The sequence below is a fragment of the Thioalkalivibrio sp. ALJ4 genome (genome assembly GCF_000377225.1).
Taxonomy (GTDB): Bacteria; Pseudomonadota; Gammaproteobacteria; order Ectothiorhodospirales; family Ectothiorhodospiraceae; genus Thioalkalivibrio.
In genome coordinates this window covers 590,535-603,713 of sequence record NZ_KB897917.1, presented here as the reverse complement: position 1 = coordinate 603,713, position 13,179 = coordinate 590,535, and the positions used below count along the sequence as shown (strand labels likewise).

Here is a 13,179-nt window from a genome sequence, read left to right as displayed (position 1 = left end):
GCCTCATGCCGGCTCGGGGACTTCCTCGAGCAACAGGCTGCAGCCACCCATTGCGGCGGGCTTGGGTACCCCCATCAATTCCAGCACCGTCGGGGCCACATCGGCCAGACCGCCGCCGGTACGCAGACGCCAGCGCTGCGAGTCGGTAATCATGCACATCACCGGGTAGATCGTGTGCTGGGTGTGCGGGTCGCCGGTCACCGGGTCGATGTACTCGTCGCAGTTGCCATGGTCAGCGGTCACGATCACGGAATAACCCGCATCCTTCGCGGCATCCAGCACGCGTCCGACCTCGCGATCCAGCACCTCGACCGCCTGGAGCAGGGCCTCGCGCTTGGCCGTGTGGCCCACCATGTCGCCATTGGCAAAGTTCACCAGGATGAACCCGTAGCGCCCGCCTTCCATGGCTTTGATGGTCTCGTCGGCCACCTCAACCGCGCTCATCTCCGGCTGTTCGTCGTAGGTATCCACTGGCGGCGAGGGCACCATCACGCGCTGTTCTCCGGCGTAGGGCTCTTCCTTCCCGCCATTGAAGAAAAAGGTGACGTGGGCGTACTTTTCGGTCTCCGCGCAGTGGAACTGCGGGATACCGGCAGAGGCGATCGTGCTCCCCAGGGTGGTCGAGGGGCGCTCGGGCGGGAAGGCGATCGGCGACAGGAAGCGCGGGTCGTACTCGGTCAGACAGGTCTCGGCCACCGGGCGGAATTCACCACGGTCAAAGCCGTCGAAGTCGTCCAGCCCCAGCGCGGCCGTCAGTTGACGCGGCCGGTCGTTGCGGAAGTTGAACAGCACGCAGACCGCGTCCTGCCCGAGCGGGGCACCGCCGTTGATGATGCGGGGATTGATGAACTCGTCGTCCTCGCCGGCGGCGTAGGCGGCCTCGATGGCCTCGCGCGCCGACCCTGCGGGCTCGCCCTCGGCGTAGGCAATCGCGCGGAAGGCCTTTTCGGTGCGGCTCCAGCGCTTGTCGCGATCCATGGCGTAATAACGACCGCATACCGTGGCAATGGCGCCGCCGGCGCTGGCCAGCTCCTCTTCCAGCGGGTCGAGGTAGTTGAGCGCGGAACGCGGGGCCGTGTCGCGACCGTCGGTGATCATGTGCACCATCGGCCGGGCGCCTTCGCGCTGGCAGATCTCGACCAGCGCGCGCAGGTGGCGGATATGCGAATGAACGCCACCATCGGACACCAGACCAATCAGGTGCAGCGGCAGGTCATTATTCGCGGCCGCGCGGGCGGCACTGACCAGGGCGTCGTTCTCGTAAAAACTGCCATCGGCGATGGAGTCGTCGATGCGCACCAGATCCTGGTTGATCACGGTCCCGGCACCCAGGGTCAAATGGCCCACCTCGGAGTTGCCCATCTGGCCATCCGGCAGGCCGACGGCGCGGCCACAGGCATCCAGCGTGGTATGCGCATGGGTAGACAGGTACTCGTCGAGGCGCGGCGTGTTGGCCTCGGCGTAGGCGTTGTTCACCTTGGAGGGGTTTACTCCGACCCCGTCCATAACGATCAGCAGGACGGGGCGGCGGGGGGTCGGACGCGGGTCGGCCATCGCGGGTTCATTACCTGGGTCAATGGGTTATCCGGGCATTTTAGCAAGTTCCAATGCGCAGATGGACACCGCGGGGATCCAGTAGACGCTGGCGTGTGAAACAGTCAGCGTCTACCGGGAAACACCGATCAATGTTTCCTAGCGGAAACGCCCCTCGTCATAGTCTTCCTGCGAGGGCCCCTCGTCGGCCCGGGCATCGTCACGGGCAGGTTCCTGAGGCGTGTCATCTTGCGACAGATCGGTGCCTGGAGTTTCGTCCGTCTGCGATTCCGAGGACTTGCGCGCCTCTTTCTGGCGCTGGAGCTCGGCCTGTTCCGCCTCGATGCGGTCGAGTTCGGCATCCATCTCCTCGTCGGTCATCGGGGTGTAGCCCGCGCGCGCGGAGGCCGGGGTCTCCCGAGCCCCGGCGCTGGAGCTGGAGCTGGCCGCTCCAGCCGTGGCCGTGGCGGCTGCGGCCTTGCGGCTAGAGGTGCCAGACGCACCCTTGCCGCCACCACCAGGCCCACCGTCCGGGTCGTCGGGCCCATCGCCGGAGTCATCGCTCAGGTCATCGGGCTCATCGCCCCCTTGCGCGCGACGCTTCTCGGCCTTCTTGCGCTCCATGATGCGCGAGAGGATCAGGCCAATCTCGAACAGCAGCCACATCGGCAAGGCCAGCAGCGTCTGCGAGATGATATCCGGCGGCGTGAGCACCATGCCGATCAGGAACACCCCCACGATTACGTAGGGGCGCTTCTTGGCCAGCTTGTCGGGTGTGGTCGCCCCCAGCGAGACCAGAAGAATCGTCGCCACCGGCACCTCGAATGCGATGCCGAACGCGATGAACAGCATGATCACGAACGAGAGATAGCGCGAGATGTCGGTCATCACCGAGACCCCCTCGGGGGCGGTCGCGGTGAAGAAGGCGAAGATCAGCGGAAAAACAACGAAATACGCGAAGGCCATCCCGAGGTAGAACAGGATGGTGGACGAGGCCACCAGCGGAAGGGCCATGTTCTTTTCGTGGCTGTACAGCCCCGGCGCAACAAACGACCAGACCTGATAGAGCAGGTACGGGATGCTGATCACCACCGCCAACAGCAGGACCAGCTTGAACGGGATCAGGAACGGCGCGGCGACGTCGATCGCGATCATGCTGGTGCCTTCCGGCAGGTGTTGCATCAGCGGATCCGCCAGCCACGTGTATATCGGGTTGGCGAACGGGAACAGCACCAGGAACACCACCAGAATGGCGATGAACATCCTGAGGACACGATCACGCAGCTCGATCAGGTGCGTGAGCAGGGTTTCGGTGGCCTCCGGACTCGGTTCGACCTCCGGCTTGGTCTTGCTCATGAGTGCTTGTCGGGGGCCTGGTCGTCGTGAGTGGAGTCGCTTGACTGGTCCGAGGCGGCATCCTGGCGGCCCCCGGACTCGGGGGTATCCGACTTCGCGGTGCGACGCGGGCGCACAGCCGGCTTCTTGCGCTTGGGTCGATCCGCCTCTTCAACGCGTGCCTTGCGTTCGGCTTCCAGCGCCGGGTCGTCGGTCATCAGGTTGCCGTCTATACCCGAGCGGGTCGGCACCCGACGCACTTCAGCCTGCTCGGGATCGGCCTCGTCCTGGGCGTCGTCCGCATCCGCCGGGCGGCGCTCACGCACGGCCGGCTTCTTCGTCTGTTTATCCGTTGCAGCGCGCTTGTCGTCCAGGGCCTTCAGGTGGTCCTGCGTCAGGCCCTTGCGGGCGGCGGGCTTCCCCTCGAGGTCCTCGCGCAGATCCTTTTCGGTTTCCTCGAGGTCCTCGCGGAGATCCTTCTCGGTCTCCTCCATGGTGCCCTTGAGCTGACGGATCTCGCGCTCCTGGCTCTGGAGCATCTTGCGCAGCTCGTCGGTCTGTAGTTCCTGCTCGAAATCCGAACGCACGCTGTGCACGAAACGCCGGGTCTTGCCCACCCAGCGGCCGATCTCGCGCGCAAGGCCGGGCAGCCGCTCCGGTCCGACGACCAGGAGCGCGACCAGCACGATGATGATGATCTCCCAGAAACCGATGTCGAACATGCGCTAGCGCCGCCCGAGTCCGGCCGTTCCGCGCGGGGCGCGGATCAGGATTTCTTGTCCGACTGCGAGGTCTCGGTTTCCTGCTCCGAGCTGTTCTTCACCTCGCCGTCGACCACACGCCCCTTGTCGCCGGTCTGGTCCTCGACCTCAGGGGTCTCGCCATCCTGGCCTTCCGCGTTGTCATCCTGCTTGTTCTGGCCGTCCGGGTCCTTGACCGCCTGACGGAAGTTCTTCAGCGCGGAGCCGACGTCACCGCCCATGTTGCGCAGTTTCTTCGTGCCGAACAGCAGCACGACGATGAGCAGGATAATAAGAAGTTGCCAGATGCTGATGCCACCAATACCCATGGACTCTCTCCAAGATCATTCAACTTTGGGATAAGCCTGAACGGCGCCAGGCCCATAATCAATACGCAGCGTTTTATTTATCGTTTTTATCAGAGCGCTGCCCACTGGCCCGGCGCGCGGCCTTTTCCGCGATACCGGACAACCCGAAGCGCCGAGCCAGCTCGTCGAGGACGTCGTCGGGGTGGCGGCCCCGGGCCGCGAGCACAATCAGGCTATGAAACCACAGGTCCGCCATCTCCGACACCAGCGCGTCGCTGTCGTCGTTCTTGCCGGCGATGATGGTCTCCGCCGACTCCTCGCCGAGCTTCTTCAGCATTTCGTCGAGCCCCCGGGCGTGCAGCTTCGCCACGTAGGACTGCTCCGGGTCGGCCTGGCGCCGCTGTTCGATCACCTCGGCCAGCGCGCTCAGGAGTTCGGCACCCGCCAGGGCATCTGACGCACGCCCGGCCATCAGGCGGCCACCCCGGCGTCGTTCGGCCGTACGGGCACACCTGCCGCGGCCATCGCGTCCTTGGCCTCGCCCACCGTGTGCTGACCGAAATGGAAGATGCTGGCCGCCAGCACTGCGTCGGCATGGCCTTCGGTCACGCCCTCGACCAGGTGCTGCAACTCGCCCACGCCGCCGGAGGCAATGACCGGGATACCCACCGCATCGCTGACCGCCCGGGTCAGTTCCAGATCGAACCCGATCCGGGTGCCATCACGGTCCATGCTGGTCAGCAGGATCTCGCCGGCCCCGAGGGACTCCATCCGCTGCGCCCACTCGACGACTTCCAGATCGGTCTCGCGGCGCCCACCGTGGGTGAACACCTCCCAGCGAGGGGACTCGCCTTCCGCGCTGACGCGCTTGGCGTCGATCGCCACCACGATGCACTGGCTGCCGACCCAGTCGGCCGCCTCGCGCACCAGCTCCGGGCGGTGCACGGCGGCGGTATTGATCGAGACCTTGTCGGCCCCGGCATTCAGCAGGCGGCGGATGTCCTCCACCGCACGCACGCCGCCACCCACGGTCAGCGGGATAAAGACCTCGCGCGCCACCTCCTCGACCACATGCAGGATGGTGTCGCGGTCGTCACTGGAGGCCGTGATATCGAGGAAGGTGATCTCGTCCGCGCCCTGCGCGTTGTAGCGCCGCGCGATCTCCACCGGGTCGCCGGCATCGCGGATGCCGACAAAGTTCACGCCCTTGACGACGCGGCCGGCATCGACATCCAGGCAGGGGATGATGCGCTTGGCCAGCATCTCAGCCCCCGGACGCCGCCTTGCGCGCCTCTTCGAGCGTGAACGCGCCCTCGTACAGCGCGCGTCCGACGATGGCCCCCGTGATGCCCTCTTCCTCGTTCTCGGCGAGCTGGCGCAGGTCATCCAGCGAGCTGATCCCGCCAGAGGCGATCACCGGCACGCGCACGTTGCTGGCCAGGCGGGCGGTGGCCTCGACATTGGGGCCCTTCATCATCCCGTCGCGGGCGATATCGGTATAGACGAAGGCCACCACACCATCGGCCTCGAAATGCTGGGCCAGATCAATCACATCGTGGTGCGACAGCTTCGACCAGCCATCCACCGCCAGCTTGCCGTCCTTCGCGTCCAGCCCGACGATGATGCGCCCGGGAAACTCCAGGCACAGGTCATTGACGAAGTGCGGCGCGCTCACCGCCCGGGTGCCAATGATCACGAACTCCACCCCGGCATCCAGATAGGCCTGCACGGTGTCCTCGTCGCGAATCCCGCCGCCGATCTGGATCGGCAGGTCGGGGAAGGCCTCGGCGATCGCATGTACGGCCTCGGCATTACGCGGATGGCCCGCGAAGGCGCCATCCAGGTCGACGATGTGCAGGCGCTCCGCCCCGGCATCTACCCAGCGCTTCGCCATCTCCACCGGGTCTTCGCCGAACACGGTGGAATCCTCCATCTTGCCCTGGCGCAGGCGCACGCATTTGCCTTCCTTCAGATCAATTGCAGGAATGACCAGCATCTTGGACTCCTCACGCAGCCCCGGGACCCTCACCGTCCCAGCGCAGAAAGTTATGCAACAGGCGCAGCCCGCAGGCGGCGCTCTTCTCCGGGTGGCACTGCATGGTGAACAGCGAGCCGCGCGCCAGTGCCGAGGCAAAGGTCTCGCCATAATCGGTGCGCCCGGCGATATCCGCCTCGTTCTCCGGCAACACGCGATAGCTGTGTACAAAATAGAACCACGGCGTCTCGGGCAGGCCGTGCCACAGGGGGTGCTCGCCCGTCGGCAGGACCCGGTTCCACCCCATGTGCGGGATCTTCAGGCGCCGGCCGTCCGGGCCATCGCATTCCGGGAAACGTGCGACCCGCCCCGGCAGTATGCCCAGAAGATCGACCCCGCCGCTCTCTTCGCTGTGCTGCATCAGGATCTGCTGCCCCAGGCACAGGCCAAGGAAGGGCCGATCCGCAGTCAGCTCGGGCAACAGGCGATCGAGCCCCCGCGAGGCCAGCGCGCGCATCGCATCACCGGCCGCCCCCTGCCCCGGAAAGACCAGGCGATCGGCCTCACGCAGGGTGTCGGGATCGTCCGTCAGCAGGATGCGCTGATCGGCACCGGACTCGTGTTCGAGCGCGCGAACCACCGAGTGCAGGTTACCCATGCCGTAGTCAATGACGGCAACTGTTTCCATGGCCGGGAAATCCCTTTAAAGACTGCCCTTGGTCGACGGGGTAATCCCCTGCGCGCGCGGGTCGGCCTCGGCCGCCATGCGCAGCGCGCGCCCAAAGGCCTTGAAGATGGTCTCGGCCACGTGGTGCGCGTTGTCTCCGCGAAGGCTGTCGATGTGCAGGGTCATCCAGGCATGGTTGACCAGCCCCTGGAAGAACTCGTGAAAGAGATCCACATCGAACTCGCCGATGTGCGAACGCCGAAAGTCCGCGTGCATCTCCAGCCCCGGGCGCCCTGAAAAATCGATCACTACCCGCGCCAGGGCCTCGTCCAGCGGGACGTAGGCATGGCCGTAGCGGCGGATGCCCTTCTTGTCCCCCAAGGCCTTGGCCAGCGCCTGCCCGAGCGTGATGCCGACATCCTCGACCGTGTGATGCGCGTCGATATGCAGGTCGCCCTGCGCACGCACCGAGAGATCGACCATGCCGTGGCGGGCCACCTGGTCGAGCATGTGATCGAGGAACGGGACACCGGTCTCCAGCTGGCTTGTGCCCTTGCCATCAAGGTTGAGCTCGACGGTGATCTGGGTCTCGAGGGTGTCGCGGCGGATGCTAGCAGTACGTTCAGTCATGATTCCGATTCAAGACGACAAAGGCTCAGTGTAGCAAGGCTGGCCACGGCCCGGTACGCACACCGGATCGGGGCACTCGCCTGCCATGCAATTGGCAAAAAAAAGCCGGGACCCGAGGGCCCCGGCTGGACGTCAGGAAGCGAGGCTTCCTTAGCCGACTTCGACTTCGGTCGAATCGGATTCGCCCTTGTTGTCCGTCCAGGAGACGGACACGGTGTCGCCGGCGGAACCGTCGAACTCGACCTGCAGGAACGGGTTACGAGAGACAGTGAAGTTCCAGTAGGCGGTAATGGCGTCTTCGCCGTTACGCTTGATTTCCACGGTTTCGATGAAGTGCGGACCACCATCATCATCCGGGACCAGCATGTCGTGGCTCATCAGAGCGCGGACGTTAACAACGCCGTTGCTTTCTTGGGCGCGAACTCGAATAGACATATCTTATTCCTCCAATAGGGTTCGATCAGCGATTGGGGCGCGCGGCTTAACCGCCGCAGCCACCGACCGTGACCTTCACTTCGCGGACCGTCTTGTACCAGCTGTCGCCAGACTTCACGGCGGCCACGACGTTCGAGGACTCACCCAGACGGATGCGGCTGGACACTTTCGGCTTGGTGCCGGAGGCCAGGATGTAGTGGGCGGTCGCGGCGAAGTCGTTTTCCTCGGCGAACAGGGCGATCTCGGTGACGTCGTCCAGGCTGGTTTCGATCGAAACCGGGACCACGGCGCCGTTCTCGGCGATTTCCGGGGCGCTCAGATCGATGTCGTCGCTATCCGGGATGTCGGTGGAGCCGAGCGCAGCTTCCATCGCGGCGTCCAGGCCCTCGGCCTCGAACGTGGAGGACGGCCAGGCGGCCAGCAGCTTGCTCGGAGCCAGCAGGCCAGCCCCAACGGCCACGCCGACGGTGCCGGCGGCGAGAGTGCCTTTCAGGAAGACACGACGCTTGGTGCTAATCATGGAGATCTCCTCTCATCTTTTTGGGTCAGTTCCGGGTTATCCGGCGGCGTTTTAGCGGTTGCCCGCGTTTACGCCTGTTGCTTTGGACGGCGACCCCCGGGGATCTATTCCTTGGGGTCGGGCTCCATCGCTGACCAGCTTCAGTGGTCTTCTGCTGGTCTGGCAGGTTCATCCTCCCAAAGTTCGCTGAATCGATGATGAACAGATCACCAAGGGTTCAAAATCGGGTGAATGACAACGGATGGACCTGAAGCCAGCGCCGTATCAATGGCACACTATTGCCCTTCATTGCAACGACACCCCGGAACGAACATGCGTTCATGCAAGGCCCAGTGGCTCCTGATTGCGGTCGTGGTCGTGCTCGGCACGATGCAGATGCTCGCCTCCTGCGGACAGAAGGGTGATCTCTACCTGCCCGATGACGACGAAACCGAGGAGCGCCGCTGAATGGACTACTTCGACTACCACGGCAACACGCTGTATGCCGAAGGCGTGGCGCTGGACCACCTCGCCCAGCTGGTGGGTACGCCCGCCTACGTGTATTCGCGCGCCACCCTTGAGCGCCACTACCGCGCGTTCAGCGAGGCCCTGATCGGCACGCCGCACCAGGTCTGCTTCGCGGTGAAGGCGAACTCCGCGCTGGGGGTGCTGAACGTGCTCGCGCGCCTGGGCGCCGGCTTCGACATCGTCTCCGGCGGCGAACTGGAACGTGTACTGCGCGCCGGCGGCGACCCGGCGAAGGTCGTGTTCTCGGGCGTCGGCAAGACTGCGGCCGAGATGCGCCGGGCACTCCAGGTCGGCATCCATTGCTTCAACGTCGAGTCCGCCCCGGAGCTGGAGCGGCTGGAGTCCGTTGCGGCCGAGATAGGCGTGACCGCACCGGTCTCGATCCGCGTGAATCCGGACGTCGATGCCGAGACCCATCCCTATATCGCCACCGGCCTGCGTGAGAACAAGTTCGGCGTCGCCATCGAGGAGGCGCCGGCGCTGTATGCCCGGGTACGCGACAGCCAGCACCTGGAGGCCACCGGCGTCGATTTCCACATCGGCTCGCAGCTGACCCGGATCGACCCATTCACCGATGCCCTGAAACGCGTGCTGACGCTGGTCGACCAGCTGGCGGCAGACGGCATCGAACTCGAACATATCGATGTCGGCGGCGGGCTCGGCGTGCGCTACCGCGACGAGACTCCGCCGGAGCCGGACGCCTGGGCCAGCGCCCTGCGCGAGGTGATGGGCGAGCGCACACTAAAGGTTCTGCTCGAACCGGGGCGCGCGATCGCGGCCAACGCCGGCGTGTTCCTGACCCGGGTGGAATACCTCAAGCACACCGAGGCCCACGACTTCGCGATCGTCGACGGGGCGATGAACGACCTGCTGCGCCCGGCCCTGTACGGCGCCTGGCAGGAGATCATCCCGGTCGTGCGGCGCAAGGACACCGAGCCCCGCACCTACGACATCGTCGGCCCGGTCTGCGAGACCGGCGACTTCCTCGGCCGCGAGCGCGAACTGGCGCTGGCCGCGGGCGACGTGCTCGCCGTGCGCTCGGCCGGGGCCTACGGCTATGTGATGGCGGGCAACTACAACTCGCGCCCGCGCCCTCCGGAAATCATGGTCGACGGCGACCATTTCCAGATCATCAACCGACGCGAGCAGGTCGATCACCTGATGATGCGCGAGAGCATGCTGCCCCAAGACCCAGAAGACACGGACCCGGACGATGACGATCCGCCCGGAAGCGTGGACCCATGATCCCGCGCCGCCCCGAACCGGAGCTTATGCTGGAGCCTGCGCAGGCCCGCGCCTATGCCGAGGCCGACTTCGCCGCGCCGCACGAGGGCTTCGTGGACGCCTTCGCCGAGGCCTTCCCCGGCCCGGTCAGCGGACCCGTGCTCGACCTCGGCTGCGGGCCGGGCGATGTCTCGCTGCGCTTCGCCGCACGCTACCCGGCCTGCGAGGTCGACGGGCTCGACGGCGCGCCCGCGATGCTGGCCGCCGGTGACGCGCTGATGGCCGGCCACCCGGCCGCGCCGCGCGTACACCTGGCCGAGGGCTGCCTGCCCGAAGCGCGCGGCCCGCGCGCCCCGTACGCCGCGATCATCAGCAATTCCCTGCTGCATCACCTGCATGAGCCCGCGGTGCTTTGGCAGGCCATCGTGCGCGATGGCGCGCCCGGCGCGGCCGTGTTCGTGATGGACCTGCGGCGCCCGGACTCGGAGCAAACGCTCAAGGCCCTGGTCGCGCAGTACGCGGCCAACGACCCGGACGTGCTGCGCCGCGACTTCGAACACTCCCTGCATGCCGCCTTCACACCCGACGAGGTGCGCGCGCAGCTGGCCGATGCCGGACTCGACGGCTTCACCGTCCGCGCCACCTCGGACCGGCACATGGTCATCTTCGGGCAGCTGCCGGAGGCCACCTGATGCGCCTGGAATTCACCAAGATGCACGGGCTGGGCAACGACTTCGTGGTCATCGACGGCACGCGCCAGACCGTCCGGCTCGACGAGGCGACGCTGCGCCATCTGGCGGATCGCCACTTCGGCATCGGCTGCGACCAGATCCTGCTGGTGGAGCCCCCGGGCGACCCGACGCAGGCCCTGTTCCGCTACCGCATCTTCAACGCCGATGGCTCCGAGGTGGAGCAGTGCGGCAACGGTGCGCGCTGCTTCGCCCGCTTCGTGCGGGAGCAGGGCCTGACCGAGGCCCGCGAGATCCCGGTCGAGACCCTGGGCGGACGCATCGTGCTGCATGTCGAGGACGACGAGCGCGTGCGGGTCAACATGGGGCGGCCGGTGTTCACGCCCGAACAGATCCCGCTGGTCGCCGAACACGAGGCCGACGCCTACACCCTGGACGTGCAGGGCCATGCGCTCACGCTGGGCGCGGTGTCCATGGGCAACCCGCATGCCGTGCTGCTGGTCGACGACGTCGCGAGTGCGCCCGTGGCCGAGGTCGGGCCGCTGATCGAGCGGCACGAGTGCTTCCCACGCCGCGTGAATGTCGGCTTTGCCGCGCTGCGCAACCGCGGCCATGTGAACCTGCGGGTCTTCGAGCGCGGGGTCGGCGAGACGCTGGCCTGTGGCAGCGGCGCGGCCGCCGCGATGGCCATTCTGCGCCGCCGCAACCTGGTCGACGACGAGGTTGAAGTCTCGCTGCCGGGCGGTACCCTTGTGCTAAGCTGGAACGCACAGGCCGAGGCCCCGGTTTGGCTAACCGGACCGGCCACCACGGTTTTCAACGGCTGGATCGATCTATGACTGGGCAATCCTCCAACGCCTCTGCTGCAAACACCCCCAAGCCGCAGGCGACGGACGACAAGAACAACAAAACGCTTACTGCGGCCGACGTCGAGGCCTATCTGCGCGATCACCCGGATTTCTTCCAGGACCACCTGCCGCTGCTGGACATCCTGCGCCTGCCACACCCGGCCGGCGGGGCGGTGTCGCTGCTGGAGCGCCAGGTCGCCCTGCTGCGCGAGAAACACCGCGCGATGGAGCAGCACATGGGCGAGCTGGTCGAACGCGCCCGCGACAACGAGCGCATGGGCCAGCACCTGCACGAACTGGCCAAAACCCTGATGCGCGCCGAAAACCTGGATGCCGTACTGGCGCTGACCCAGGACGCCCTGCGCAACGAGCTGGGTGCCGAGCGCGTCAGCATCCGCCTGGCCGACCGCGAGGTGGACGACCTGCACGCCCTGGAGTCCGGCGAGCTGAGCACGTTCGATCCGCTGTTCGCGCGCGGCAAGGCCCAGTGCGGCCGTGTGCCGGGCGAGATGCTGGACGTACTGTTCGATTCGGCCGACGACATCGGTTCCGCGATCCTGATGCCACTGGGTGACGAGTCCGACCGCATCGGGGTGCTGGGCCTGGCCAGCGACTCTCCGGACCGTTTCCAGCCCGACATGGGCATCTATTTCGTCACCCATATCGGCGACCTGCTGGCCGAATCGATCCGCTGCCATGTCGAGCGGACCCACGCCGCCGCCTGAGGCGGCGACTGATTCCAGCCCGCCGCAGGATGCGGATATCGCGGCCTTTCTCGGGCATTTAAGCGATGTTCGCGGCCATTCACCGCATACCGTCAACGCCTACCGGCGCGACCTGAACCGCCTGCGCGGCCTGCACACGGGCCCGTGGGCCGATCTCCGGGCCGCGGACATGCGCCGCATCGCCGGGCAGCTCGCCCGCCAGGGCCGCCACCCGCGCTCCATCCAGCGCTTTCTGTCCGCCGCGCGCGGCTTCTTCGCCTTTCAGGTCGAACACCGCCGCATGCCAGCCAACCCTGCCGCCGGCCTGCGCGGACCGCGCGCGGGGCGCGCCCTGCCACGCAATCTCGACGTCGACCAGACCCAGCAGGCCCTGACCCCGGCCGAGGACCTCGATCCGACCCTGGCCGCCCGCGACCAGGCCATGCTGGAGCTGCTGTACTCCTCCGGGCTGCGCCTGTCCGAGCTGACCGGGCTGGACCTGACGGATCTCGACCTCGATACCGGGCTGGTGCGGGTACTCGGCAAGGGCCGGCGCGAGCGCAGCGTCCCGGTGGGGCGGGTGGCGCGTGATGCGATCCGCAGCTGGCTCAAGCGCCGTGGCGACTGGGCCGTACCCGGCGAACGCGCCCTGTTCGTGACCCGCCGCGGCGCCCGCATCGGCAACCGCGCAGTCCAGCGCCGCGTGGCCGAGGCCGGCCGGCGCGCCGGGCTGGACGTGCGCCTGCATCCGCACCGGCTGCGCCATGCCTTCGCCAGTCACCTGCTGGAATCGAGTGGCGATTTGCGAGCCATTCAGGAACTTCTTGGTCACGCCAACCTTGAAACCACCCAGATCTATACCCATCTCGACTATCAGCACCTGGCACAGGTGTATGATGCCGCCCACCCGCGTGCCCGGAGAGACCGTTCGCCAGGCAAACGCTGAATCCAGCTTTCTCCGGGCGGGGAACCAACAGCAACGACCGGGACCCAACCGCTTCCGGACCGCAAAAACCTCGGACGTCGGCACAACCTGACCCCCTCGTGCCTGCGAGCAGCCCCTG

The 13,179-nt window shown here is 66.5% G+C and carries 17 protein-coding genes; 6 read left to right on the top strand and 11 right to left on the bottom strand.

Annotated features, from left to right (window positions below; genetic code table 11):
• Positions 1-3: 3 nt before the first annotated feature.
• The 11 genes from gpmI to soxY all read right to left on the bottom strand — a co-directional run bounded on the left by gpmI (position 4) and on the right by soxY (position 8,143).
• Entirely contained in the window at positions 4-1,554 is a 1,551-nt protein-coding gene (gene gpmI / locus C936_RS0102895; RefSeq protein ID WP_018139866.1) for a 2,3-bisphosphoglycerate-independent phosphoglycerate mutase, read from the bottom strand.
• Positions 1,555-1,692: 138 nt separating this feature from the next.
• The gene (tatC, locus tag C936_RS0102890; protein ID WP_012981547.1) at positions 1,693-2,889 is read right to left on the bottom strand and encodes a twin-arginine translocase subunit TatC; all 1,197 of its coding nucleotides are present in this window, start codon (positions 2,887-2,889) and stop codon (positions 1,693-1,695) included.
• Positions 2,886-3,590, bottom strand: a complete 705-nt coding sequence (gene tatB / locus C936_RS0102885; protein WP_018175133.1) for a Sec-independent protein translocase protein TatB — start codon at positions 3,588-3,590, stop codon at positions 2,886-2,888. Before tatB ends, tatC begins: the two co-directional genes overlap by 4 nt.
• 44 nt (positions 3,591-3,634) lie before the next feature.
• Positions 3,635-3,937 carry a twin-arginine translocase TatA/TatE family subunit gene (gene tatA, locus C936_RS0102880; protein ID WP_012981545.1) on the bottom strand — a complete coding sequence of 101 codons (303 nt, stop codon included), beginning with the start codon at positions 3,935-3,937 and terminating at the stop codon, positions 3,635-3,637.
• A gap of 73 nt (positions 3,938-4,010) precedes the next feature.
• Positions 4,011-4,388 carry a phosphoribosyl-ATP diphosphatase gene (locus C936_RS0102875; RefSeq protein WP_018139864.1) on the bottom strand — a complete coding sequence of 126 codons (378 nt, stop codon included), beginning with the start codon at positions 4,386-4,388 and terminating at the stop codon, positions 4,011-4,013.
• Positions 4,388-5,179, bottom strand: coding sequence for an imidazole glycerol phosphate synthase subunit HisF (gene hisF / locus C936_RS0102870; protein WP_012981543.1), 792 nt, complete (start codon positions 5,177-5,179; stop codon positions 4,388-4,390). The genes C936_RS0102875 and hisF overlap by 1 nt, the downstream gene beginning before the upstream one ends.
• A gap of 1 nt (position 5,180) precedes the next feature.
• Positions 5,181-5,912 carry a 1-(5-phosphoribosyl)-5-[(5-phosphoribosylamino)methylideneamino]imidazole-4-carboxamide isomerase gene (gene hisA / locus C936_RS0102865; RefSeq protein ID WP_012981542.1) on the bottom strand — a complete coding sequence of 244 codons (732 nt, stop codon included), beginning with the start codon at positions 5,910-5,912 and terminating at the stop codon, positions 5,181-5,183.
• A gap of 10 nt (positions 5,913-5,922) precedes the next feature.
• On the bottom strand, positions 5,923-6,579 hold the full coding sequence (gene hisH / locus C936_RS0102860) for an imidazole glycerol phosphate synthase subunit HisH (RefSeq protein ID WP_018175132.1): 657 nt from the start codon (positions 6,577-6,579) through the stop codon (positions 5,923-5,925).
• Positions 6,580-6,594: 15 nt separating this feature from the next.
• Entirely contained in the window at positions 6,595-7,188 is a 594-nt protein-coding gene (gene hisB, locus C936_RS0102855; protein WP_018139861.1) for an imidazoleglycerol-phosphate dehydratase HisB, read from the bottom strand.
• Positions 7,189-7,338: 150 nt separating this feature from the next.
• Complete coding sequence (soxZ, locus tag C936_RS14205) at positions 7,339-7,623, bottom strand: thiosulfate oxidation carrier complex protein SoxZ (RefSeq protein WP_012981539.1); 285 nt, start codon at positions 7,621-7,623, stop codon at positions 7,339-7,341.
• Positions 7,624-7,669: 46 nt separating this feature from the next.
• Positions 7,670-8,143, bottom strand: coding sequence for a thiosulfate oxidation carrier protein SoxY (soxY, locus tag C936_RS0102845; protein ID WP_012981538.1), 474 nt, complete (start codon positions 8,141-8,143; stop codon positions 7,670-7,672).
• 312 nt (positions 8,144-8,455) lie between these two features.
• On the opposite strand from soxY, the gene C936_RS14480 reads away from it, so the two are divergent.
• Genes C936_RS14480 through xerC form a run of 6 tightly spaced genes read left to right on the top strand, consistent with a single transcriptional unit; the run spans position 8,456 to position 13,061 of the window.
• A complete protein-coding gene (locus tag C936_RS14480) occupies positions 8,456-8,590 on the top strand; it encodes a lipoprotein (protein ID WP_012981537.1) in 135 nt (44 codons plus the stop codon).
• Complete coding sequence (gene lysA / locus C936_RS0102835; protein WP_018175131.1) at positions 8,591-9,895, top strand: diaminopimelate decarboxylase; 1,305 nt, start codon at positions 8,591-8,593, stop codon at positions 9,893-9,895. It begins immediately after the preceding gene.
• Entirely contained in the window at positions 9,892-10,566 is a 675-nt protein-coding gene (locus C936_RS0102830; RefSeq protein ID WP_018175130.1) for a trans-aconitate 2-methyltransferase, read from the top strand. Before lysA ends, C936_RS0102830 begins: the two co-directional genes overlap by 4 nt.
• On the top strand, positions 10,566-11,402 hold the full coding sequence (gene dapF / locus C936_RS0102825; protein WP_018175129.1) for a diaminopimelate epimerase: 837 nt from the start codon (positions 10,566-10,568) through the stop codon (positions 11,400-11,402). Before C936_RS0102830 ends, dapF begins: the two co-directional genes overlap by 1 nt.
• Positions 11,399-12,136 (top strand): DUF484 family protein, encoded by a 738-nt coding sequence (locus C936_RS0102820; protein ID WP_018139856.1) that lies wholly within the window; start codon positions 11,399-11,401, stop codon positions 12,134-12,136. The genes dapF and C936_RS0102820 overlap by 4 nt, the downstream gene beginning before the upstream one ends.
• The gene (xerC, locus tag C936_RS0102815) at positions 12,108-13,061 is read left to right on the top strand and encodes a tyrosine recombinase XerC (protein WP_018175128.1); all 954 of its coding nucleotides are present in this window, start codon (positions 12,108-12,110) and stop codon (positions 13,059-13,061) included. The genes C936_RS0102820 and xerC overlap by 29 nt, the downstream gene beginning before the upstream one ends.
• Positions 13,062-13,179: the final 118 nt, after the last annotated feature.

What these genes read in the sequence shown, in the direction of transcription:
- C936_RS0102875 (WP_018139864.1), bottom strand. Translation starts at nt 4,388, where the DNA reads ATGGCCGGGCGTGCGTCAGATGCCCTGGCGGGTGCCGAACTCCTGAGC.
- tatA (WP_012981545.1), bottom strand. Translation starts at nt 3,937, where the DNA reads ATGGGTATTGGTGGCATCAGCATCTGGCAACTTCTTATTATCCTGCTC.
- hisB (WP_018139861.1), bottom strand. Translation starts at nt 7,188, where the DNA reads ATGACTGAACGTACTGCTAGCATCCGCCGCGACACCCTCGAGACCCAG.
- hisA (WP_012981542.1), bottom strand. Translation starts at nt 5,912, where the DNA reads ATGCTGGTCATTCCTGCAATTGATCTGAAGGAAGGCAAATGCGTGCGC.
- C936_RS0102820 (WP_018139856.1), top strand. Translation starts at nt 11,399, where the DNA reads ATGACTGGGCAATCCTCCAACGCCTCTGCTGCAAACACCCCCAAGCCG.
- soxY (WP_012981538.1), bottom strand. Translation starts at nt 8,143, where the DNA reads ATGATTAGCACCAAGCGTCGTGTCTTCCTGAAAGGCACTCTCGCCGCC.
- dapF (WP_018175129.1), top strand. Translation starts at nt 10,566, where the DNA reads ATGCGCCTGGAATTCACCAAGATGCACGGGCTGGGCAACGACTTCGTG.
- gpmI (WP_018139866.1), bottom strand. Translation starts at nt 1,554, where the DNA reads ATGGCCGACCCGCGTCCGACCCCCCGCCGCCCCGTCCTGCTGATCGTT.
- C936_RS0102830 (WP_018175130.1), top strand. Translation starts at nt 9,892, where the DNA reads ATGATCCCGCGCCGCCCCGAACCGGAGCTTATGCTGGAGCCTGCGCAG.
- lysA (WP_018175131.1), top strand. Translation starts at nt 8,591, where the DNA reads ATGGACTACTTCGACTACCACGGCAACACGCTGTATGCCGAAGGCGTG.
- tatC (WP_012981547.1), bottom strand. Translation starts at nt 2,889, where the DNA reads ATGAGCAAGACCAAGCCGGAGGTCGAACCGAGTCCGGAGGCCACCGAA.
- hisH (WP_018175132.1), bottom strand. Translation starts at nt 6,579, where the DNA reads ATGGAAACAGTTGCCGTCATTGACTACGGCATGGGTAACCTGCACTCG.
- tatB (WP_018175133.1), bottom strand. Translation starts at nt 3,590, where the DNA reads ATGTTCGACATCGGTTTCTGGGAGATCATCATCATCGTGCTGGTCGCG.
- hisF (WP_012981543.1), bottom strand. Translation starts at nt 5,179, where the DNA reads ATGCTGGCCAAGCGCATCATCCCCTGCCTGGATGTCGATGCCGGCCGC.
- C936_RS14480 (WP_012981537.1), top strand. Translation starts at nt 8,456, where the DNA reads ATGCGTTCATGCAAGGCCCAGTGGCTCCTGATTGCGGTCGTGGTCGTG.
- xerC (WP_018175128.1), top strand. Translation starts at nt 12,108, where the DNA reads ATGTCGAGCGGACCCACGCCGCCGCCTGAGGCGGCGACTGATTCCAGC.
- soxZ (WP_012981539.1), bottom strand. Translation starts at nt 7,623, where the DNA reads ATGTCTATTCGAGTTCGCGCCCAAGAAAGCAACGGCGTTGTTAACGTC.